The sequence below is a fragment of the Streptomyces sp. NPDC050485 genome (assembly GCF_044458185.1).
Taxonomy (GTDB): Bacteria; Actinomycetota; Actinomycetes; order Streptomycetales; family Streptomycetaceae; genus Streptomyces.
Window position 1 is genome coordinate 1 of the sequence record NZ_JBITHR010000012.1, and the last position, 20,801, is coordinate 20,801.

General features: G+C 67.6%; 20 protein-coding genes and 1 pseudogene. 9 read left to right on the top strand and 12 right to left on the bottom strand.

The features are described 5' to 3' along the window. Positions 1-168: 168 nt before the first annotated feature. The 3 genes from ACIBK6_RS23575 to ACIBK6_RS23585 form a co-directional block, all read right to left on the bottom strand. Positions 169-1,398 (bottom strand): tyrosine-type recombinase/integrase, encoded by a 1,230-nt coding sequence (locus ACIBK6_RS23575; RefSeq protein WP_399053296.1) that lies wholly within the window; start codon positions 1,396-1,398, stop codon positions 169-171. A 176-nt stretch (positions 1,399-1,574) separates the two neighbouring features. Further along, entirely contained in the window at positions 1,575-1,760 is a 186-nt protein-coding gene (locus ACIBK6_RS23580; protein WP_399053297.1) for a DNA-binding protein, read from the bottom strand. A 221-nt stretch (positions 1,761-1,981) separates the two neighbouring features. Next, complete coding sequence (locus ACIBK6_RS23585) at positions 1,982-2,227, bottom strand: hypothetical protein (protein WP_399053298.1); 246 nt, start codon at positions 2,225-2,227, stop codon at positions 1,982-1,984. A 247-nt stretch (positions 2,228-2,474) separates the two neighbouring features. On the opposite strand from ACIBK6_RS23585, the gene ACIBK6_RS23590 reads away from it, so the two are divergent. From ACIBK6_RS23590 to ACIBK6_RS23600, 3 genes are read left to right on the top strand one after another with little or no spacing between them, the layout of a single operon-like run. Further along, entirely contained in the window at positions 2,475-3,143 is a 669-nt protein-coding gene (locus ACIBK6_RS23590; protein ID WP_399053299.1) for an RNA polymerase sigma factor, read from the top strand. Then, a complete protein-coding gene (locus tag ACIBK6_RS23595) occupies positions 3,127-3,516 on the top strand; it encodes a hypothetical protein (RefSeq protein ID WP_399053300.1) in 390 nt (129 codons plus the stop codon). Before ACIBK6_RS23590 ends, ACIBK6_RS23595 begins: the two co-directional genes overlap by 17 nt. Beyond that, positions 3,513-5,135, top strand: coding sequence for a hypothetical protein (locus ACIBK6_RS23600; RefSeq protein ID WP_399053301.1), 1,623 nt, complete (start codon positions 3,513-3,515; stop codon positions 5,133-5,135). Before ACIBK6_RS23595 ends, ACIBK6_RS23600 begins: the two co-directional genes overlap by 4 nt. A gap of 142 nt (positions 5,136-5,277) precedes the next feature. On the opposite strand, the pseudogene ACIBK6_RS23605 reads toward ACIBK6_RS23600, so the two are convergent. The 4 genes and pseudogenes from ACIBK6_RS23605 to ACIBK6_RS23620 form a co-directional block, all read right to left on the bottom strand. Continuing rightward, positions 5,278-5,637, bottom strand: a pseudogene (locus ACIBK6_RS23605) (single-stranded DNA-binding protein); the annotation flags it as partial. A gap of 66 nt (positions 5,638-5,703) precedes the next feature. After that, entirely contained in the window at positions 5,704-6,735 is a 1,032-nt protein-coding gene (locus ACIBK6_RS23610; protein ID WP_399053302.1) for a peptidoglycan-binding protein, read from the bottom strand. 88 nt (positions 6,736-6,823) lie between these two features. Then, on the bottom strand, positions 6,824-7,465 hold the full coding sequence (locus ACIBK6_RS23615; RefSeq protein ID WP_399053303.1) for a hypothetical protein: 642 nt from the start codon (positions 7,463-7,465) through the stop codon (positions 6,824-6,826). A gap of 11 nt (positions 7,466-7,476) precedes the next feature. Continuing rightward, positions 7,477-8,118 carry a ParB N-terminal domain-containing protein gene (locus ACIBK6_RS23620; RefSeq protein WP_399053304.1) on the bottom strand — a complete coding sequence of 214 codons (642 nt, stop codon included), beginning with the start codon at positions 8,116-8,118 and terminating at the stop codon, positions 7,477-7,479. A 1,052-nt stretch (positions 8,119-9,170) separates the two neighbouring features. Here ACIBK6_RS23620 and ACIBK6_RS23625 point away from each other — a divergent pair. The 6 genes from ACIBK6_RS23625 to ACIBK6_RS23650 all read left to right on the top strand — a co-directional run bounded on the left by ACIBK6_RS23625 (position 9,171) and on the right by ACIBK6_RS23650 (position 14,906). Then, complete coding sequence (locus tag ACIBK6_RS23625) at positions 9,171-9,749, top strand: hypothetical protein (RefSeq protein ID WP_399053305.1); 579 nt, start codon at positions 9,171-9,173, stop codon at positions 9,747-9,749. 74 nt (positions 9,750-9,823) lie between these two features. Further along, entirely contained in the window at positions 9,824-10,111 is a 288-nt protein-coding gene (locus ACIBK6_RS23630) for a hypothetical protein (RefSeq protein WP_399053306.1), read from the top strand. Next, entirely contained in the window at positions 10,108-11,097 is a 990-nt protein-coding gene (locus tag ACIBK6_RS23635) for a hypothetical protein (RefSeq protein WP_399053307.1), read from the top strand. Before ACIBK6_RS23630 ends, ACIBK6_RS23635 begins: the two co-directional genes overlap by 4 nt. Before the next feature lie 18 nt (positions 11,098-11,115). Beyond that, entirely contained in the window at positions 11,116-11,910 is a 795-nt protein-coding gene (locus tag ACIBK6_RS23640; protein WP_399053308.1) for a hypothetical protein, read from the top strand. A 150-nt stretch (positions 11,911-12,060) separates the two neighbouring features. Continuing rightward, positions 12,061-13,017 (top strand): hypothetical protein, encoded by a 957-nt coding sequence (locus ACIBK6_RS23645; protein ID WP_399053309.1) that lies wholly within the window; start codon positions 12,061-12,063, stop codon positions 13,015-13,017. Positions 13,018-13,298: 281 nt separating this feature from the next. Then, on the top strand, positions 13,299-14,906 hold the full coding sequence (locus ACIBK6_RS23650) for an AAA family ATPase (RefSeq protein WP_399053310.1): 1,608 nt from the start codon (positions 13,299-13,301) through the stop codon (positions 14,904-14,906). A 755-nt stretch (positions 14,907-15,661) separates the two neighbouring features. Here the strand turns inward: ACIBK6_RS23650 and ACIBK6_RS23655 are convergent. From ACIBK6_RS23655 to ACIBK6_RS23675, 5 genes are all read right to left on the bottom strand, one after another. Then, positions 15,662-16,495: a hypothetical protein gene (locus ACIBK6_RS23655; protein WP_399053311.1), complete on the bottom strand. Its 834-nt coding sequence runs from the start codon at positions 16,493-16,495 to the stop codon at positions 15,662-15,664. Positions 16,496-16,817: 322 nt separating this feature from the next. Then, positions 16,818-17,141: a hypothetical protein gene (locus ACIBK6_RS23660; protein ID WP_399053312.1), complete on the bottom strand. Its 324-nt coding sequence runs from the start codon at positions 17,139-17,141 to the stop codon at positions 16,818-16,820. 76 nt (positions 17,142-17,217) lie between these two features. After that, complete coding sequence (locus ACIBK6_RS23665; protein WP_399053313.1) at positions 17,218-17,712, bottom strand: hypothetical protein; 495 nt, start codon at positions 17,710-17,712, stop codon at positions 17,218-17,220. 119 nt (positions 17,713-17,831) lie between these two features. Then, complete coding sequence (locus ACIBK6_RS23670) at positions 17,832-18,206, bottom strand: hypothetical protein (RefSeq protein ID WP_399053314.1); 375 nt, start codon at positions 18,204-18,206, stop codon at positions 17,832-17,834. Between the two features lie 21 nt (positions 18,207-18,227). Then, positions 18,228-20,684 (bottom strand): hypothetical protein, encoded by a 2,457-nt coding sequence (locus ACIBK6_RS23675; protein ID WP_399053315.1) that lies wholly within the window; start codon positions 20,682-20,684, stop codon positions 18,228-18,230. Positions 20,685-20,801 lie beyond the last annotated feature (117 nt).

The window sequence follows — 20,801 nt, forward strand, 5'->3', positions numbered from 1 at the left end:
GTTGGTTGTTTGCTTCGTGGTGGTGGGGGGGGGGGGGGGCCCCCCCGCCCCCCCCCCCCCGGGGGGGGGCCCCCGGGGGGGGGGGGCCCCCCCCCCCCCCCCCCCCCCCCCCCCCGCTGAGGTTTCCTCCGCCGCTGCGCTATGCGAGGGGCAGGGACGGGGAGGTCTTCACGCTGCGGCGACAGCGCTGGAGGGCTGTGGACGCGCAGTGAGGCGGGCAGCCACAGCCCCGTGCGTGTCCACGTGGTTCCGCAGAAGGTGGCTATAGGTGCGTCGCAGCTCCTCGACGGAGTCGCCCACCCACGCGGCCACTGTGTGTTCAGGGATGTTGTTCTGGAGGCACGTGGAGATGAAGGTGTGCCGAAGGTCATGGAAGGTCGGAAGGCCCCCGTTTTCATCCTTGATGCCCAGCTTCCGCATTGTGGGGCGCCACAAGTAGTCGTTGAAGTAGTTCCCGGACATGAGGTTCTTGTATGGCGTCCAAAAGAGGGCACGAGCCGTGGTGCGCCTGCAGTCATCGACCTTCTTCCTGTGCTCCCACACGATGTTCTCCGTGAGGAGCGGCGGGAAGCGCTCCATGTGTTCCTCCAGGGCATCCTGGAGGAACGAGGGCATAGGTGCCTCTTTCGAGCTGAGACGGGGGCTCGTCTTGAGGCGTTCGACGAGGTGGGGCCTGTACTTGGTCTCCTTGACCTTCAGCACCTGCCGACGCACGGTCAGTAGCTTCCTGTCGGTGTCGATCACGTCGTCACACACGCCGAACGCCTCTGCCTGCCGGGTGCCGCAAGCAAAGCCGAGCATAGGGATGAGGCGGTAGCGGTGAGGGAACTCGTCATAGATCGCCCAGCACTCGTCGGGGGTGAAGACGTACCACTCCGACGCGCCTACGTAGGGCCCCTCGACCTCGTAGGTGGGGTTGGAGGTGATCTGCCCGTTCTGCAGGGCATCTTTGATCACCGATTTGAAGACCTTCCAGTGGTTCAAAGCAGTGGAGTTGGCGAGGTTCTCGTTGGCCTCCAACTCCTGGACCCAGGCTTCGACCTGGCGCTTCTCGATGGTCCGGAGGCGCTGTTTTCCCCAGCGTGGATGGAGGTGTAGGCGGATGGATATCTCGTACTTCTCGACAGTGGTCTCCGTCGCCCGGCGCCTGCCGAGCCAGTCAGCCGCCCACTGGCCGAAAGTGAGGTTTGCCTTGACGGGTTCCGGAGTTGCGCCGGGACCTATGCCGTCCAGGGCTGCTTGAGCCTGGGCTTCGGTCAGGCCAACTGAGTCAGGAAGCGTGGCGCGCGTGCGGTTACCGTCACTCTTTGTGCGGTTGTAGGACCAGCTGTGGCGGCATCCGCCTTTCTTGGGTCTGTTCTGGTCAGGGCAGTCGCACCGCTTGTAGACGGTGGGCATGCGTGACACGGGGAAGCCTTTCATGATCTTGATTGATTCTCAGATGACTCCCTGGCCAGGGGAGTTGGACTCTATGCAGGCCCAGCCGTGGCTGGTCAAGCTGGCGAGCGGGGGCGCGTCGGTGGGTGGTGCATCCCTGCATTTACGGCATTAACGCCCGTGCCGATGTGTGGAATTCACTCCGTACGCGCGTCGATCCATGCCTCGAAATCGCGCTCCCGGACGCGAAGGATGCGATCGCTGACGCGCACGACGGGGATATCCCAGGCCCTGTAGTTGTCGAGCACGGTGCGCTTTGGGACTTCCATCCGCTCGGCAATCGTTTCGAAACTCAGCAAGGTATTGGAGCCGCCGCGAGGCATGGTCGTCCTTGTTCACTCGTTGGTGTCCCCCGGCGGACCGTTCCAGCCGGACGGAGCCGGTTGCGTACAGTCCGGCACCCATAAGTACGTACGGCGGCCGAATCTGTTACACCGAGGGGGAGCTCCGCTCTGTTGCAGCGTCAGGAGGGTGTGCGGAGTCGGTGGAGCGATCAGGTGCACGTGGGTCTGACGGCGAATGGTGACGGTTGGGGTGGGCGCGGCTACTCGTGCTGTGCGTTCGTCGGGCGACGGCTCGGGCGGCGCGGGTCGGGGTAGACGCGCATGACTTGCTGGGCAGCCCCGTTGCCTCGCGTGCGCAGCACTCCGCGTCGCCGACCCACACGTACGACGCTTTTGGCGGCGTCGTTGTCGACCTTGGCGCGCTGGGCGACCGCGCCGATGGGGATCCACTTCTCGTACGGCAGTCGCATCAGGGCGGTGTCGGTGGCGTTCTCGTGAGAGGGCACGGGGTGGGCCTTTCGCTTTGGGTCCTGAGGCGCCGGGTTGCTCTCCCGGCGCGTGCCCGCACCATATAGCACAGTGGGCGTCGCTATGTACCGTTAGCCCCTCGGGTGATGTCGGTAAAAAGATGGTTATGCTGCCTCAGCGTCGCACCGGAACGTGATCATCCCGTTGTGGGGGAGCTGTGGGAGCAGCCTCGGGGCGGCGCTGTAGGGGATCAGCGAAGTATCGGCTCTAGGGGGACATCACGCCGTGACGGACATCGTGGAAGCCCTGGTCACGCGTGCTGCGGCAGGCGGAGAGGGCGGGGCCGACGCCATCGCGGCCTTGTACGACGAACTCAATGACACCGTGTACCACTGGGTGCGTTTCTACATCCGGGACGGGCACGTCGCGGAGGATCTGAGCCAGGAGGTGTGGCTGAAGGTCGCCCAGAACATCAGCAAGTACCGACCAGGTGCGAACTTCCTCGGCTGGCTGCGCACGATCACAAAGAACACAACGCTCGACTACTTGCGTTTGGCGCAGCGGCGCCCCTCGGAAGTGCTGTGCGCCGATCACCTCGAACTCGACCGGCCACGCGTCGGCCAGGGCCCAGAGGAGTACGCCGAGAGGCGTGCACTGGCGCAAGCTGTCGCAGATCACTTGCATAAACTGCGTCCCGAGCAACGGCAGGTCCTGATTCTGCGGTTCTTCGACGACGAGAGTCCGGGGCGCACCGCGCAGATCATGGGGAAGACGCACGGGGCTGTCCGCGCATTGACGGTACGGTCATTGCGCAAGCTCGCCGAGGTCATGCCGGCCGGGGAATCGTCTTCCCAGCTGGTCGAGGAGCTGCTGACGGCGGCAGTGGGCAGAGGCAGAGTTGTTGGCACACGGGTTGAGGCACGAGAGGCGAGGGCACATGTCGCGACGCGCTGACCAGAGCGAGCGCCTGGAACGGGCGCTGGACGGCGGGCCCATCCCTCATGACGAGGAGACCCGCGAGATGCTGGCCGCAGCTGGTGCGCTGCGGTCCGGCTACCGGCGCAGCCCGTCGAGGGTCCGTGCCACCAGGGACGCGATGCTCAGGGAGTACGCGCGCGCCCAGAATCCGCAGGAGACCCGCGAGGACGCCGGGACAGGCGATGGCCTGGACGAGCCGGAGATCCACCGTGAGGAGCTTGAGCTGCCTGGTGGAGGCCACCTGGTTCTCACGGATATCGAGGCCATCACGCCCGAGCGTGCCGAGAAGACGGCCGCCCGCATTGCGCGCATCCTGCGGAGCGCTGAGGAAAGAGATCGGCAGAGTTGAGTGCAATACCCGACGGTCTGCCGCGGCTGAAGATTCATGTCCTGGGGCCGGAGGAGGGCGAGGACGGTGTGCCGCTGACGGACGTGGGCGTAGTCAACGTCAACGGCGAGCGTCACCTGTTCCTGAGCCCGCAGTCCTTCGATTCGGCTGTGCGGCAGGTGAGCTTGGTCATGCCGGAGCTGCCGCTGGAACAAGTCGAGCGCTTGGTGCGCGAGCACTGCACCGAGTTCAAAGACTTCGACGAGTTGCTCGGCTCAGGCGAGTCGGCCCTGCCTGTTGACGCCCCACCGTCCCTCGCCGAGCCTCGCCAGCCCAGCTCAACTCCCCATGGCCGTGCCAGGAAGTGGGCCATCGCGGCCGCGCTGATCCCGGCCCTCGCCGGAAGCTGGGCTGTGGGTCACTTCACCGACATCGGCAAGGCCGGGATGGCGGCGAGCGCGCCGGACGGCAGTACAGGCGCCACGGATGTGTCCGACAAGCGGCGCAACGGCAAGAACGAGGTGGAGCCCTTTGTCGACCCGACGTTTCGATATTTCTCCGACGCCGGGAAGATCAACTGCAGCGCCATCGACAACCTGGAAGCGGAGTGCACCGACTCCGACGGGATGGTGATGGCGACCAAGGCCGCTACGGGCCCGGACTCGACGATCTTCATGTTCTCGTACGGCAAGGAACGCATCGGTCTGCGCATCTTCGGGGACGCCGACTATGCGGCAACGTGGTCGAAGCAGGAGGCGTCGCGACAGCTGTACCCGAACATGACCCGCTCGGGTCGGTATGTGCTGTGGGGCACGGACACGGGGCGGCTGAACGAGTACCTGAAGCTGCTGCATGCAGCACCAGCGACGTCGGTATCAACCGCGCACGCGATGGGCGGTGCTGATCCACTGCCACCACGGCTCGCCGCCCTCACGCTGGGCACACTCGGGCTCGATGTGGACGACGTGCGCACCATTTTGTCTGCTCAGCAGGACCCTCTGATCGACACCCCTGTGTTGATGGCGGCTCAGGCGGTGCTTGGTGTGAACGACAACACTCCCGCGCGCGAGGGTGGGGACGGGAGCGACATCGTGGCGCTCGCCGCCGGTATCGATGTGCCGCCTGTGGTGGTGGTCGACCCTGACCAGAACACTCAGGTGAAGCCGGGAGGGGTCGTCCAGGTAACCGATCCCACGCCCGTGGGTTCCACCCCGACGAGCGGTTCCGGAGCGCAGGACACTGAGACCGTGGTGCCCCGCCTCGATCCGGCTCCGGTCCCGAAGACAGACGAGGGCGAGCAGCCCAAGCCTGACGAGAAGAAGCCTGAGCCCACACCAACAGCGACTCCAGATCCGGTGATTGCGAAGCCGATTGAGCAGGTACAACCCAGGGTGCCCGCGCAGCCGACGGCACCGGAGCAGCCGACGGCCCCGGTGGACCCGGGTTCGCCGACCGTCGAGCAGCCGACCACGTCAGAGCAGCCGGACCCCAGCGTGCCGCAGCCGCCCGCGGAGGGTGAAGGCGCCGCAGTCGAGCTGCCAGTGACGGCCGGCAACCCAGACACCCTCGAAACAGGTGAACAGGACACTGACGGGGAGCTGCTGACGCTTCCCCAGGCGTGGATCGCTTCAGCCGCTTAGAAGCACGACGCGTTGCGCGGGGGAACGCCTTCCCCCGCGCAACGCGTGTCGATGCCGCCCTGGATCAGAAGGGTGGCTGAGGACCTGCCCACTGGTCGTCGGCCACCGGTCGGCCCGCAGGTGCGACCGTGCGATGTGTGCCGGTCTTGGTCACGTTCGCTGTTGCGTGCTTCAGGCTGACGCCGACGTCCTCGACGTCGAGTTCGTACACGGTGCGCTTGACGCCCTCGCGATCCTCGTACGAGCGCTGCTTGAGGCGGCCCTGCACGATGACGCGGGTACCGCGGGTCAGTGACTCTGCAACGTTCTCCGCCGCCTGGCGCCATACGGCACAGGTCAGGAACAGGCTCTCGCCGTCCTTCCACTCGTTGGTCTGCCGGTCGAAGGCGCGGGGAGTCGACGCGATCCGGAACTTAGCCACGGCTGCGCCGGACGGGGTGAAGCGAAGTTCGGGATCGTCGACCAGATTGCCGATCAGCGTGATGACGGTCTCGCCAGCCACAGGAGCGGGCCTTTCAAGGACAGGGATCGGCCCGCTCGCACGAACGGACCGATCCGAAGGGTCAGGTCAGGAGAACAGCAGGCGCCAGGTCGTCGGGCCGGGGATGCCATCGGGGTCGCCGCGCAGCTCCGAGCGGGAGCGCTGGAAGGCGGCGACGTTCTGGCGGTCTGCGTCAGACCACTTCGGGCCCGGTCCGGACGAGTAGTGCGTGCCGAAGCCCTTCTTCACGAGCTGTGTGCCGAGCAGTGTGATGTGCGCGTTGTTCTTGCCCGGCCCGAAGTAGGAGCTGCCGGGGAACGGCGGGATGCCCCCGCCGGGCAGGGAGCCGAGCAGCTTCTTGAGGGAATCCTCGCCCGGGACGCCGTCCGCGGCCTTGCCGCTATAGCCCAGGGACTTCTGGAAATCGGCGTAGTTCTCGGTGTCGGCATCGGTCCACGTCGGCCCGGGGCCGCTGGTGTAGTGCGTGCCGAAGCCGCGCTTGACCAGGGCCTCACCGACCTTGGTGACGTGGGAGCCCGTGGCGCCGTACCCGTACAGCAGACCATTGACGGTGACCTGGTAGCGGGCGACGGTGGTGCCCGAGCCGGTGGAGCCGCCCGGGTCGGGGGCAGGCTTGTAGTCCCCGGCGGGCATGCCGGCCTGCACCCACGCGTAGAGCTTGGTGCCGGGGCAGGCGGTCGCGAAGCCGTCCTTGTGTCCCTTCTTGGCGAGGATGCGGCCGGTCTTCCTGCACGCCTCCTCGTACAGGGCGCGGCATGCGGCCAGGGCCTTGGCGCTGGGTTCCTGGTCGCCGCCGACGGCGATCTGTACTCCGATGCCGGTCACGTTGTGGTTCGGGCAGTGCGCGCCTTGCAGCGTCCAGCCGCGGCCTTCGTAGATGTTTCCGGCCTGATCGACGACGAAGTTGTATCCGACGCCGGCCCAGCCCTGGCCGAGATGCTCGGCCTCGATCGCCCGCATGATGGCGTACCCGGTGTGGGTGATGGGGGTACCGCCGTCGTAGTGGACGAAGAACTCGGTGCGCTGCGACAGCGAGATGGTGGCGGGAGTGCCGTTCCAGGGCTTCGCGCCCCACGTGGCACGAGAGATGATCTGCATGGGTGGTGTGCCCTCCGGTGACTGTGATCAGGGAGGGAGCACTGTGGGGGGCGGGCGGAGTTAGTGTCGCGTGCTGCGTTGGCCAGCCTTAGCCGTCGATGACCTCGGCTTCTACGACGTTGCCGTCTTCCAGCGCAGGCGGGTCCGGGTATTGCACGGCGAACAGGCTCTGGTTCAGGCGCTCGGCGAGCGCGGTCAGGTCGACGCTTTCCTCTCGGGCCGGTTCGTCGCTCTCCAGGCCGGTGATCTCGATGGCGAGTGCGGCGTCCTTTCCGTAGTGGCTGCGGTGCTGCCGCTCCAGGTACCAGGCGTCCGCGCGCCAGTCCGGGGCTGTGCGGTCTTCGGTGATCTCCTCGACGATCTGGCCGGTCTCCGGGTCACGGAATTTGCGTGTGGTGATCTTGGTGGTGATCCCGCCGTCTGCGACGCGGCGGATATTGGCCATCGCGCGGGCGGCGGCCATCGCCCGTGCGGTGCGGACCTTCTCGAACAGCTCGACGTAGACGTCCTCGTCCCGGTTGGGGGTCTGACTGTCCTCGCGGGCGGTGACTTCGGCGCGGCCCCGGGCCATCCAACGGCGGTAGGTCGCACTGGAGATACCGGCAGCCTCGGCGGCGAGTTCTACGGCGATGCCCGAGCGTGACGCGGCGAGGATGCGAGCCTCCACCTCTTCGGACAGGAGGGTGGGGCGGCCCGCGTTGGAGCGGCGGGACTTGCGGCGTAGGGACATGGGAGGCGTACTCAGCGGCCGGGCGTGAACGCGTGGCCGCAGGCCGGGCAGGTGGCCAGATGGGCGCGACCCTCGTCGTCCGGGCTGAGACCGCCACTTTCCATGCCGTCCCCGCCAGCATCCGGCAGGTGCAGCACAGAGGCCTGGTCCTCGTTGATGGCCCCGGGTAGCGTCTCGGGGTCGACCTGGCGCAGCAGGCGCTCCAACTCCTCGTCGGGGATGGCGAGTGAGTCGAACAGCTCGGCGTCGGCAGTGACGATGTCTTCGAGGTACGCGGCGAGGGGCCGTGGCTGCCAACCACCGTCAGCCCCGATCTTGTTGAGCTTGATGTTCAGGGCTTTGGCCTCGGCGTCGGAGCGGGAGGCCCACCCGCGCTGGACGGGTACGAGCCAACCGCCGTCGTCGTCCAGGAGGAGCCCGGCGGGGAGTCGATCGCCGCGGGCCTGCATCTCGATCAGGGCTTCGCGGCGGCCGTGTCCGCCCAGGATGGTCTCGGTGCGCTCATCCGCGATGGGCTGGTCGACGAACCCGTGCGTGCGGATGCTCTCGATGATCCGCTCGACCTCGTGCTTCTTCGGGTTGCCGGGTGCGGGGGCGAGGTCGGTAAGCGGAACGTACGTGGTGTAGCGGGGGGCGTGCACGGGCGCGGTCACGGTGATCCTTCCGACAGTTCGGTGTGCCGGCGGTGGGCGTGGTCTGCGAGCCCGCGGACTTCAACCGCGGCGCCCCGCCTCGCAAGCGGGGCATGCCGTCATGGCCGGACCGCGCCCGCCGCCGGACCGGTGCCGTCCGCGTTCCGGATGGGGCGGCGCCGGAGCCCGCCCCGCCACTGGTGACGTCACCGAGCGGGGAGAGCTGTGCGGAAGGTACGAGATAGGGCTGGATTGTGTCGCGACGTCGGTCGGCGCTCAGGCGGTTAGAAGCCGAGATGGCTCAGGATGGGCTGTGCTCCGCAGAGTCATTTGACGCTGCGGGCGGTGCGGCAAGCCTGCGGTACCCGATGATCGCGAGCACGAGAATGGACACGCCGGCTACGCCAGCGAGGGCGGTCAGGCATCGAGCCCACCATGGAGCGTCATTGTTCGGGCCAAGGGCCCAGAGCACGGCCACGGGGCTACAGACGAGCAGCAGCAAGCCCCGGGGATTCCACCACTTCCATTCCCTGGTGCCGTCAAGGTTGATGGGGAAGATCCAGGGCGCCAAGAACTCTGTCCACACAAGCTGCGACAGCCAGCGGTGGCGCTTTGGCATAACAACCACGTTTCATTAGGAAGATCGATCAGTACAACCGTAACTGAACGCAGCAAATAGACATGTTCTACCCAAGCGCCGCTGCTGAGGGGATGGGCAGGACATGCTCTTGCAAGCCCTCGCGCTGCCTCGGGGGGACGGCAACTTCCAGTTGGGATGGGAGCATCGACACCGCCGTGGAGCAGGCACTCGCCCACCAATAGACCTGCGCCGAGGATCGGCAGTGTCAATGGGGATGGGGCAACCCCCGCTGCCGGGTCTGCGAGGTCGGGACACCCTCAGCACTCGGCAACGTGTGCTGTACTATTTGTTGTGGCTGGGAGAGCAACTCAGCTACCTGGGCCTAGGTGTCACAGATTTCGCCGGACGACGTACTTACTGGCGACGCCCTCTGCACCGCGCCCGGGACAGACCCGAAAAGCCCTGGGCCACGCCTGGGGTGAGAAAGGACACCATGTCGCACGACGATGCCGACCAGACGCCGGAGAGCCCCCTGCCCCTGGGGGACGCCGCACTGCTCTCGGTCTTCGCCACGCTGTTCAAGAAGCGCGTCGTTCCTGCGATCGACGAGAAGATCGCCGCAGTTAAGAGCCCGCTCCTCACTGCGTACGACGGACCGGCGGGGCAGGGCCGCGTGGATGCGAAGGTCAACGGCATCACGGTCGCCACCCACACAGTGGCCCTCTCCAAGGACAAGTACATCGTCGGCGACGAGGACGCGTTCAACGCCTTCGCCGAAGAGCACGACGAGATCGAGGTCATCATCCAGGCCCGGCCTGCCTTCCGGGACGGGATGCTCAAGCGCGCCAGGTACGACAAGGACAGCGGCGTCATCGTCGACAAGCTCACTGGCGAAGTGATCCCCGGCATCACGCGCATCCCCGGCGGCAAGCCCACCGGCACCGTGACCCTCTCCTGGAAGGACGGCGGAGAGGAGGCCGTGCTGGACGCGTACCACAAGGGACAGCTCGACGACTTGTTGCGTGGCGTGCCGATGCTCCCCGCCGTGCCCACCCGCGACGGCGAGCAGTAGGCCGCACCGCCGTACAACGGCCCGGCCGCTCACCTGCTTTCAGCGGCCGGGCCCCTGCTCGAAGGATCAACGTGTTGTCCACCCAGACCGACATTGCTCCGGTGCTTGCCGGAGGTATATCCGACCGCGCGTTCCGCCTGTACTGCTACCTCGTGCTGGAGAGCGACGGCGACTGGGTCACCGTCCAGGACGCGGCCGACGCCTGCAACCTGACCAACCACCAAGCACGCGAACCGCTGTCCGAACTCCGCGAAGCACGCATGGCCGAGTCGCGGCGCGTGTACGAGATGGGCACCCGCGGCCGCAAGACGTGGCACACCCACTTCCGGCTTCAGGAGACGGCGTGCGAGGCGGCAGCGTGAGCAATCGCAGCGCGGTGCGCACCAACCGGCGCACCTACTTCGTCCAGGTCGAGTCCGGGACCGCCCGAGACAACCGGCTCAGCTACCGTGCCCTCGGCCTGCTGACCTACTGCCTGGACCAGTCCGACAGCTGGAACGTGCGCTCCGAACAACTCGCCCGCGGTGAAGGCCGCGAAGGGCGCGACGCCGTCCGTAAAGCCCTCCATGAGCTGGCCGCGCACGGCTACTACCGTCTGGAGAAGCGCCGCTTCCTCGATGGCAAGACAGCCATGGGCGCGGCGATCAGTGAGTATCCCGTCGAGCAGTGGGCCGCCGACTACGTGGCCTTCGGCGGGAAGCTGGACATCCCCGTCGTGGAGCAGAAAGACGGCTCGTTCCGCGTTCGCTACCCCGATGCCTCCCTTGGCCCGGACGGCTTCACGGCAGGCCAAGAGCAGCCCACGCAAGGCGTCGAGCCCGCACAGCCCGCCCCGCAGCCGGATCCGGAACAGCAACCTCGTCCGACCTCTCCGCCTGCCCGCCCGGCTGTGAAGAAGAAGCCCCCGAACCGCACCGCCCCCGCACCCGATGCCGATGCGAAGCAGGCGAAGGGGGCGAAGGAGAAGACACCCGCCGACGAAGTCGCCACCTGGTACTACGAGCACGCGACAACACACCTCGGACCGTACGCGGGCAAGCAGAAGTCCGGTTGGTACTTCGGACTGCTCAAGCTGAGCCAGCAGGCGTTGCAAGCCCAATACACCAAGCGTCAGGTCGCCAAGGCCTTCCAGCGCTCCGGTGTGCACTTTCCTTCCGCCCACCAATTCCAGAGGGCGTTGAGCGACGAGTTGAACAACAAGCCCATGCCCACCCAGTTCGGCGGCCGACCCGCCCCCTACAGCGACGCCGCGACCTGGGGGCCGACTGCCGCCCCGGAAGAGCCCACCACGAGCACCACAGACCACCCTGACGATGACGGCGCCATGTTCGGCATCGTCCCCGCCTGACGAGGAAGGACCCGGCCAATGAGCACCCTGGCGGCCGAACGCATCGTTCCCGAGCGCGAGCCGCGGCGCCTGTTCGAGATCACCGACCACCTCGTGGAGGTACTGCGACGCGGCGGCGCCGACCTCTCCCAGCTCGGTGTTCCCGCACCTGCGGGCGAGGACGACGAGACGTTGTGGGAGGACGTCGCGGTGCCGCAAGCCCGCGCACGCAAGAACATCTGGAGGAACAGCATGCGCGAGGCCGCGCACGACGACTACTTGAAGTGGCGGTTCGCCGACCTTGATCCGGCGCAGCATCCCGCTGTGCTGCGCGACTGGCTCCGATCGCTCGTCGAGGCCAAGCGGCACAAGGCGCGGCCCAGCACCATGCACTTCATCGCACCGGGCAATATCGGCTCGGGCAAGACGACGGCGCTCGCCGCGCTGGGCAACGAGGCGAGTGACCAAGGCCTTGTCGTGCGGTTCATCAAGCACTCCACGTACCTGACGTGGCGCCGCCCGGACGGCGGTCCGGGCGACATGACGTCGTACATGGTGCGCAAGCGCCACGTCGAGGCGGATCTGCTGATCCTCGACGAGCTGTGCGGTGAAATGGACGGCGTGGCAACGGAGTTCGCGCGCCGGGAGACGATCGACCTGATCGACTCCCGACTCTCGGCGGGCAGGCCCACCGCGTTCTCCACGAACCTGCGACGTGACGGAATCGTGGCAGTCCTCGGCGAGCGACTGCTCTCCCGGATCGAGGCCCGTGCGTACCTGAAGAAGATCACGGGTCCTGACCGGCGCGCCCCGAAGAAGCCGCTCGACTGGTGAAAACTGCTGCCTGCACAGCCGGTTGACGGAGGATGGGTGAGGCGGACGCAGCGCGTTCGGCGGAGGGTCCTATATCGTTTGGGCGTCCTGGGGGCCGATGAGCATAGGTCCCTGGGAAGACCCGAACGAAAGGGACGTGTCTTGTCGAAGTTGCCTACTACCCGTGCCATAACACAGGGCGAGCGCGAGTTGCGGGACTGGCACCGCAACCTTCGCATCGGAGCAGCGGCCGCGGGCTTCGGCATGATGCTTGCTTCCCTCTACCAACTCCACTGGGCAGGGCGGCTCATTGGGTTCCCCACGTTCGCTGCCGCAGCGATGGCCGGGTCACTGGAACTGCTCCTGGCCTTCAACGCCGGCGCGGTGACCTCGATCCGGCGGCGCTCCGCCGAGGGCGCTGAGGGCGGCTACTACTGGTCGCTGTGGTTGATCTTCGCGTTTCTGCTGTGCATCTCGATCGCTGCGAACGTCGGCCACGCGATGGTCGCGTTGTCTGAATGGTTCAGTGCCGACGGTGCGCCGCCGGTGATGGTCGAGAACCGCGTGTACGTGTACGCGGTCGGCAGTGCCGTCGCCGCGATGGTGCCGCTTGGCGGCAGCTTCGGGCTGCACATCTCCGGGTTCGTCCGCGCTCGTGGCGCGGGCTCGGACTGGGTTGAGGAGAGCGGGACCGGCGCGTTGCGCGATGCTTCCGCGCCCACTTCCGTGCCGCCCCAGCAGCACGTTCCAGCGCCGCGCCCGATGGTGCAGGCCACGACCCCGCTGATCCAGACGACCGTACCCAAGCCGGTCGACCTCACCAAGAAGGTGCTGGACCCGAACGATGCCCAAGGCGACATAGCGAAGGAGCGGGCGCCGGAGATCAAGCCCGCAAATGTCGTCTCCGAAGAGGAGTTGTACGCGATCTACAAGGCCGCCAGGGACGCTGATGAGCGGCACCGGTTCATGCCACGAGGTGACCTGAACCCCTCGCAGCTCGGCCGCCGACTGGGACAGAGCCCGCAGAACGGCCGGAAGAACGTCGGACCGCGCTTCGACTCCCGATACCGGTCGGAGACGCAGGAGGAGCGGCGGCAGGGCGAGCACGGACGAACTCGCGGCCGGTGACAAGGCGGCTCAAGCCTCCTGACGTTACGAACCTGCACGCCACAGCGGCGGGCGCACCCATCCCGGGGCGCCCGCCGCTGGCACGTTCGTGCCCACCATGTCCCTGCCTGCCTTGATACCGGCCGTCGAAATCCGCATGTCCGTTCCGCTGCCAGCGGATTGATTCACCGCCCGAACACGCTAAAATGGTACAGCGGACGTCAGGGTGAGAAGTTAAGGCCCTGCGCACCGCACCATCCGGGAGAGCAACCCGGAGGACCCGAAGCGAAAGGCCCCGTCCCGTGGCTGGTATTACTGCGCCGCAGCGCACCCGCAAGAGCCGGAAGCCCACTGGCCGACCGAACCCGCCGATCGTGCTGATCACCGGTCAGGAGAAGACCGGCAAGAGCTGGGAGGCGGCGCGCGGCTCCGGCTCCGACCTCATCGGCAACACCTACTGGATCGAGATCGGCGGCACCGAGGGGACGGCGGACTACTACGGCCGCGTCCCCGGCGCCCGATACGAGATCGTCGAACACGACGGCTCCTATCAGGACATCCTCGACGCGATCCGCTGGAGCATCCAGCAACCCCGCGTCGACGGGAAGCTCAACATGCTCGTCATCGACTCCGTGACGTCGCTGTGGGACATGCTCAGCGACGAAATCGCGCTGTTCGCCCGGCGCCGCGCCGTCCGCAAGGCCCAGGAAAACCGCCGCCGCGCGCCCAGTACCGATGACCCCGTCGTTGTCGATGCCGACCTGTGGAACCGGGCCAAGGACCGGTGGGGGGAGGTCTTGTGGCTGCTGCGCCGCCACCCCGGCCCCGTTCTGCTCATCGCCCGCCAGGAAGTCGTCACCGCCTTCGAGAACGACAAGCCGACCCGGAATACCACCCGGAAGGTGAAGGCCGAGAAGAACTTGCCCGCAGCGGTCGACGCCATCGTGGAGCTCCACGCGGTCGGCGAGGCCTGGCTCACCGGAGTGCGCACCCTGCACATGTCGATCCAGCCCGGCGAGTCCCAGCGGTTCCCGGACTTCAGCGTGGACACGCTGCTGCGCCGCCTCGGCATCCAGGACGCTGTCGAGTCCCGGTCCGTATCCGAACTGCGCCCCGACGGCGATTTGCAGGAGCACGGTCAGCAGCCTGAGCCGACCACCGTGCGGGCGGACCCGCCCCGGCCGGCTCCGGCCCTGAGCAACGAGCAGGCCGCCCAGCTCATCCGCGACGCCCTCATGCACCCCATCGATCCGGAGGGCGCGCTGCGCGAGTTGCGGGAGGACTATGGCCGCCGTGTTCTCAAGGCCGTACAGACCAATACCGCGTGGGGTCAGATGAATGCCGACGAGCTGATCACCAAGTCACTCGACCACCTCAAGGCCAAGGCGGAGCAGGCCACGGCGGGCGAGCACAGCGATGACTCCAAGGAGCGCCAGGCCCCGCAGGAGCAGACGCATGACAGCGCCCCGACGGATACCCAAGCGCCCGAGCCGGACGGGCAGGGGTTCCCGCCGCCGGACCCCGAGGAGCAGCCGCCCGTGGATGAGCACCCCGAGGACGTCAGCGAAGCCGAGGAGCCCCAGGACCTTCCGCGTCCCCGGCCCGCTCAGATGAACAAGGCGAACAAGGCGATGGCGGTGCTGCTCACCGAAGCCGAAATCCAGGCCCGCCTCTTGGGGGTGCCCATGGAGGAACACCTCGCGCCCATCGCCAGGCCGGACGACGGGACGCCGCCGCCCATGACGAAGCTGCGGACCTACGTGATCGAGCACCGCGACACGGTGATCGCGCTCTTGGAGGAGCAGGGGCAGCGGGACATCGCCAACGCCTACCGTCTGGCGGGCAAGCCGGAGCTGAAGATCGCCGCGATGTTCTCGACGCTCTACGACGACCTGGTCACGGTCGGGTGAGGCGACATGACGTGATTGCTCCCCGAGCACGCCCCGCGTGCACGGGGAGCAGTGGATCGACCTGACACCTGACGTCCTTGGAGCCATCCCCACGTGCATGGGGAGCAATGTTTGGCACTCTTCACTACGGGGCCATCCCCGCACAGCGGGGATCCAACAAGCCAATTATGCCTCGTCCGCTTCCCCTTGCCAGGGGTTTCGAGCCAGCCGCTGACGACGTCTGGAACGCGACGCTCCTCGCTAAGCAAATCCCGCACGCGTAGCCGGGCGCGCCCCGCGCCACTTCACGTCATCGCGAAGGCGCGCCTCCAGGGCTACCACCTGGGGGCGCGCCTGACCCCCGACCCGGCGCTCCAGCGCAACAGTGGCGCTCCCCGCTCTTGCCACCGAGCGCGCCACCGTGATCATCGGTGAGGAGCGCGCCCTTACACGAGCGCCACCTCTGGGGCGCGCCCTCCCGGCCGGCGCACCGCACGAAGCGCGCCATCAACATCGCGGCGCGCCCCGTCGAGGGCGCCGTCCTCCTGCCCGTAGGCGCGCCCCTCCTGGTGGCGCGCCATGGCCTGACCTGCAAGTTTTCCGCGCGCGCCGCTGAGATGGCGCGCCCGGCACCCTGCACTGGCCGCCCCCTCGGCGCGGTCGCGCCACTCCAGCGGCGGGCGGACCCACACCCGGCGCGCCTCTGGGCTCACGGCGCGCCCAGGACACGAAGAAGGGCGCGCCCGAGCGGGCGCGCCCTGAGGGCGGTTGCGGCGTCAGTTCGCTGGGCGCGCCCGCCTGCGAAGTTCGAACCGTCGCTGCCGACGTACCTCCTCGCGCGCCTTCTTCGCGTCGGCGCGCACCGCGTTGAGCAACTGGGAGAAGTCCTCGGGGTGCTTTTCGGCAAGCAGCCGCATGGCTTGCAGGCGGTGATTCGGGGCAGACGGCATCCGCCCCCACCGTGCCTCCGAGTAGTTCAGCGTGTATTGCAGGAACCGCAGCTCGGCTTCCAGTCGCGACCGCAGTTGGGCGACACGCGCGTCGTGCGCCTTGCGTGTCTCGCCCGCCTCGGCGGGCAGGTACCCCTCCGGGGTGCGCATCATCTGCTCGGTCAGTGTCTTCGTGCGCAGCGCAACCTCCGGAGAGCGGAACGCCAGGCCCTGGACGTAGTTGTGCCCGGCCCGCGTACTCCCGGCTGCCTCCTGCACGAACGTTGACCATTCACTCGCGAAGTCCTCGTCGGCGAGCTGAGCCAGGTATTCCGCCTCGTCGTCGGCGAGGTCTTCGATCGTCTCGACGACGGGTTGCCGGGCCGCCTGGAGCTGTGCACGGAAGGCGTTCATGCGGGCCTGGTACTCACGCTTCGACTCCGCGTCGCCCCGGGGCAGCACGGTCTTGATCTCGCGTGCGGTGCGGTCGGCGGTGACGAGGGTGCGGGTAGCCAGGTCCGGCGAACGGAACGCGGCCCCCTGCACGTCCCGCGGGGCCCGGGGGTCGATTCCGCCCAATACGTACGTCGCCCATGCCTCGAAGAACGTCTGGTGCGACATTTCCTTGAGGCGTTTCACCTCTGCCGAGACCTGCTCGGCAGGTGGCTGCACGTCGGCCATCCCCGCGGCTCCTCCTGGTCGTAGCGGCTCCGGTACTGGCAAGCCGTTGTGCCGCCGCGCGTGGCGGCCGTAACGATGGCTGCCTCGCAACCGAACCCACTCCGTGTGCCGGGTCGTCGCAGGAGCAACCGCTCTCCGGCCCTGGGCGCTCTGCACGCGCGCAGTGTCTCGGCCCGTTGGTCTGCCAGTCGACCCAGGAGGAAAGGGATACCCAAACTCCCAGAACCGGCAGCGGTCCTCAACGTAGTGAGTTCGGCGGCGAAGCGGCCACCTAGGTGCGGATGATACCCGCCGGCAGTCGGCGGCCGATCCGCAGCGGACGTTATCCAGCCTCTCCCTGGCCCGTCGGGCTGGTCACAGACTCAATTGCGGGTGCGATCTTGCTCGGCTTCCACAGGAGGTCGTACGTGGTCTGCGAGGCGGCAAGCACCGCGGCGAGCGTGCCGAGCGTGGGCAGGCCGTGCTCGAACAGGTCCAGGCCGTCGACGCTGACGACCGTGATCACACCTCCGACAAGCGCCACCAGTGTGGCCACGACCTTCTTCGTGGCGGCCGACCATGCCGGACGCTGCACGATCGCGGTGAGCAGGGGGAGGAGGGAGCCGACCGCCGAGCCGGTGGCGATGGATTCAAGGGTGCTGGACATAGGGGTAGCCCTGTCTGTCGGGAACGAGTCGCCGAGACAGTGACCGGCTGCGGGTGCTTGTGTCGCGCGCTCGCCACTACGGGGCTGCGATGTCCTCGGCGATCTCGACAGGCGGCTCGGGTGGGGTACGGCCGAGCTTCCTGATGGCGTCGATCAGGGTGTGGATGTATTCGAGTGCCACGGCCTTCCAACGGCGGTCGCGGCGCTGTTCCTCCTGGAGGAGGCGGACTTCACGCTGTAGTTCGAGCTGCCCGGCTTCGAGATGGGTGACCCGCTCGACGGTCTGTGCGTGCATCGTGCGCTCCGCGTCGAGGAGCGTCTGCTGCTGGTCGAGCATGCCGCGCTGCTGGTCGAGGAGACTCGCGAACCCCGAGGTCACCGTCTTCATCGCCTCGACATAGGTCTGCCCTTCGCTGACCTGCGCCGAGGTCGCGGCCTGTACGGATGCGACGTGTTCGTCAGCATCCCCACGGCGCCGCACCTGGCGGTAGCTGAACCAGGCACCCCCGATGACACCGGCCATGCCGGTGAGGGAGGCGATGATCGGCGCCAGGGAGCTGAGCCAGTCCACGGCGTCTCCTTGAAATGGTGCGTGAGTGGGGCGCGCGGAAGCCGGAGCCGAGGGGCCCGCGGCTCCCTGCAGTCCGTACCGTGCGGGATCAGGCTGCTTGTGTCGCCTCCTGGAACGAGTCAGGGAGTTCGGCCGTTCGCCGGGGCCGGGCTGACGCCGGCGGTGATGTTCCAAGCGGCACGTACGGCGGTGAGGATCTGCTCGTCGGTAACCGCAGCCTGGGCGGTATCGGGCTGCCCTTCGGCATAGGCAGCGAGCGCCGCGGCGGAGACGGTGGCGTCGGTGGCAATGACCGCCGCCTGGCCGGGCCCGGTCAGGTCTGCGGGGCTAAGGACGGTACGGGCGAAAGCCACACGGAGCGGGTTGCCGTGAGTGTCCGGGCCCTCGGCCATCACCTCCCGGGCGATGCGTGCGAACGCCATCCGCACGCGGGAGCAGAACTGGGGGCTGCGCACAAGCAGGTCGTGCTCGGCCAGCAGCGGGGACAAGGACATGGTGGTCTCCTCGGGGATGGGTTACTTGGTGTAAGTGACGCGGAGTTGGGGGGCGTTGTCCTGGCCGTAGCCCCGCGCCCGGCCGTAGTACGACAAGGAGGAGTTGTTGGGGTCCAAGGCGATGCCGCGCCAGGAAGTGCTGTCGAAGATGCTGGTGATATCGACCCACTTCCCGACGTTCTTGCCCCAACCGACCGCCATGGACTGGGAGTCGCACGAGAAGCTGGAGGGCCGGGAGGCGTGGCCGTGCGCCTTGATGACCGCGGTGCCGCCGTCGTTGTAGTACCAGTGCTCGAAGTAGAGGTACAGCTCGGCCTTCTGGATCTTCGCTCCGGACAGGTCGCTGGTCAGCGAGCCGGGGAACCCCACGAGTGACGCCTGCGTGCCGTTGGAGGAGCTGTAGTAGCCCTGCAGCATCGCGTTTCCGAAGTAGGAGTTGTAGCCGCTGCGGTTGGCGTACGAGCCGGACCAGGCCGCCGGATAGGTCCGGGTGTACTGCTGGCGGGGCGGCGTGGTGGTTCCCCCGCCGTTGTTATAGACACCGGTCTCCGGGATGTGGGGCCCCAGGTCTTCGATGTACATCAGGCCGAGGCCTGTGTCGTGACCGCGCAAGGTGACGGTCTGCCCGCCGGGCCCGTTGACGTTACGGAACGTCGACAGGAGTCGGTGCAGGCCTGGGGTCAGGTCATCGCCGCGGAAGATGTGCTCGATGCGCACGCGCATCCAGTCGTCGCTGCGCATCGGCCACACCCCCCACTGCATCTGGGGTGAGGTGATGCGCGGGGTCGATGCGCCGCCGTCACGAAAGCGGATCTGTAGCTCCCCGCCGGCCACCGAGGGATCGCAGAAACAGTCAAGGACGATCCGGTAGGTGCGCCCGGGTTCGGAGTTGAAGGCCAATTCGACGTACCCCATCTCGGTGCCCGTCGAGGTGATGACGGATGCCTGATAGTCCAGCGCCAGCAAGCCGCGGGGCATCCGGTCCAGGAGCCGCTGCAGTGGATCGCCGCCGATAGTGAGGGCTCCGGCGACCGAGAGATCCTGGAAGCCTGCGCTGCCGCGTTGGTCGATGGTCGCCACGGGGGTGCCGTTGGTAGCGAGGGTCAGGTAGTTGGGCCTGCCGGAAACGAGTGCGACGGCCTCCTGGCCCTCGCCGTCGAACAACCGCAACCCCTGTGGCGAGAGTTCTGCGTGAGCCCCGGTCTGGCGGCCACCGATGACGGCACGAGCCTCCGCGTTGTCGAATCGCACCGTTCCGGCCGTTGACGCGAAGGTCTCCACGGCCACCAAGGCACGGGTGGCTTGCTCCGGGGCCTTGACTTGCCCAGATATGCGCTGCCAAGTGCCGTCGCGCACCGGGGGCTTCGCCTCGACAACGCCCCACGAGTCCATGGGTTTTCCGGAGCCATCCGCCCACTGGGCGTAGATCTTCACCGCCTCGCCGACCCAGTCCGCCGAGCACTGATAGTCCACGCTGAGATACAGGGCCTCGCCCGGCAGGACGGGCGCGCTGGCGAGCTGGAGCCCGCGGGTGGCCGGAGCGGGTGCGCTGGCCGCGACCTGGAGCGCCTTCGTCGAGTTGTTGCCTCCCGGCACTACCGCCCAAGAGCTACCCGCCCCAGCGACCCGTTGTGCCGTGACCTCGCCCTCGAACGACGGATCGGGGATGAAGTTGCCGGTGATGCCGAGGGCTAGCTTGTCGGCGGTGATCGCACCCGCCTTCAGGTGGGTGGCTTCGATCTGACCGGCCTGGATGTGAGTGGCCTGCACCGACTGCGCGGCCAACTCCCGAGCACGAACCGCCCCCGAATCGATCTTCCCGGCGACCACCGCGTTCGCGGCAAGCAGGTCGGCGCCGATCGTCTGCGCAATCAGCTTCGAGCCCGGTATCGAGCCGTCCTTGAGCCAGACCGCCAGATCGAGCAGCGCGGACAGGTCAGGGCCATCGACCTGCCTAGGTGTTCCTGCGACCGTGGCTGATGGCGGGCCTGGCTGTCCGGCGGTGTTGGCGGCGACCAGGCGGACGTGCACCGCGGCGTACGAGGCCGTGGCCACGGTGACAGTGCCGCCCCGCCCGCCGGTGATGGTCGCTGCGAGGGTGCCCGTATCCGGGGTGAAATTGGTGGCTGTGCCGAGATGGACCTGAACGTGGGAGAAGTCGGCCGGCGTGCTGTAGGAGTCGGTGAACGTGCCGTTCCAGCCGACGACGAGCCCGGCCAGGACAGGTTCGACGGTGGGGGTCGTCGGAGTCGGCGGCGGCGTTGAGTTGTGCGGGACCACGGCGACCGTTCCGTCGGGCTGGATGCCGACTGACCCGCGCAGCGTGCCGTCCTTGGCGTAGATGGGGAGGGCTCCGCCCTCGATGCTGGTGCGGGAGGCCTGCGTGGTGCGTTCGAGTGCCTGGAGGCGACGGTCGTAGTCGGCCAGCACCGTGGCCATACGTTTCGCGTCCGACTGGGCATCCAGGAAGTTCGCCATGACCGCGGATGCTGCGCTGGCGACACCCCTTGCGTCGCGCGCTGTGAGGGGCGGGGGGACCCGCTACTCGGCGGAAGGTAAAGCCCAGGTAAGGTTCAATTCGCGACGACCTGGGTG

What these genes read in the sequence shown, in the direction of transcription:
- ACIBK6_RS23580 (WP_399053297.1), bottom strand. Translation starts at nt 1,760, where the DNA reads ATGCCTCGCGGCGGCTCCAATACCTTGCTGAGTTTCGAAACGATTGCC.
- ACIBK6_RS23595 (WP_399053300.1), top strand. Translation starts at nt 3,127, where the DNA reads ATGTCGCGACGCGCTGACCAGAGCGAGCGCCTGGAACGGGCGCTGGAC.
- ACIBK6_RS23670 (WP_399053314.1), bottom strand. Translation starts at nt 18,206, where the DNA reads ATGTCCTTGTCCCCGCTGCTGGCCGAGCACGACCTGCTTGTGCGCAGC.
- ACIBK6_RS23640 (WP_399053308.1), top strand. Translation starts at nt 11,116, where the DNA reads ATGAGCACCCTGGCGGCCGAACGCATCGTTCCCGAGCGCGAGCCGCGG.
- ACIBK6_RS23655 (WP_399053311.1), bottom strand. Translation starts at nt 16,495, where the DNA reads ATGGCCGACGTGCAGCCACCTGCCGAGCAGGTCTCGGCAGAGGTGAAA.
- ACIBK6_RS23575 (WP_399053296.1), bottom strand. Translation starts at nt 1,398, where the DNA reads ATGCCCACCGTCTACAAGCGGTGCGACTGCCCTGACCAGAACAGACCC.
- ACIBK6_RS23625 (WP_399053305.1), top strand. Translation starts at nt 9,171, where the DNA reads ATGTCGCACGACGATGCCGACCAGACGCCGGAGAGCCCCCTGCCCCTG.
- ACIBK6_RS23615 (WP_399053303.1), bottom strand. Translation starts at nt 7,465, where the DNA reads ATGTCCCTACGCCGCAAGTCCCGCCGCTCCAACGCGGGCCGCCCCACC.
- ACIBK6_RS23660 (WP_399053312.1), bottom strand. Translation starts at nt 17,141, where the DNA reads ATGTCCAGCACCCTTGAATCCATCGCCACCGGCTCGGCGGTCGGCTCC.
- ACIBK6_RS23610 (WP_399053302.1), bottom strand. Translation starts at nt 6,735, where the DNA reads ATGCAGATCATCTCTCGTGCCACGTGGGGCGCGAAGCCCTGGAACGGC.
- ACIBK6_RS23675 (WP_399053315.1), bottom strand. Translation starts at nt 20,684, where the DNA reads ATGGCGAACTTCCTGGATGCCCAGTCGGACGCGAAACGTATGGCCACG.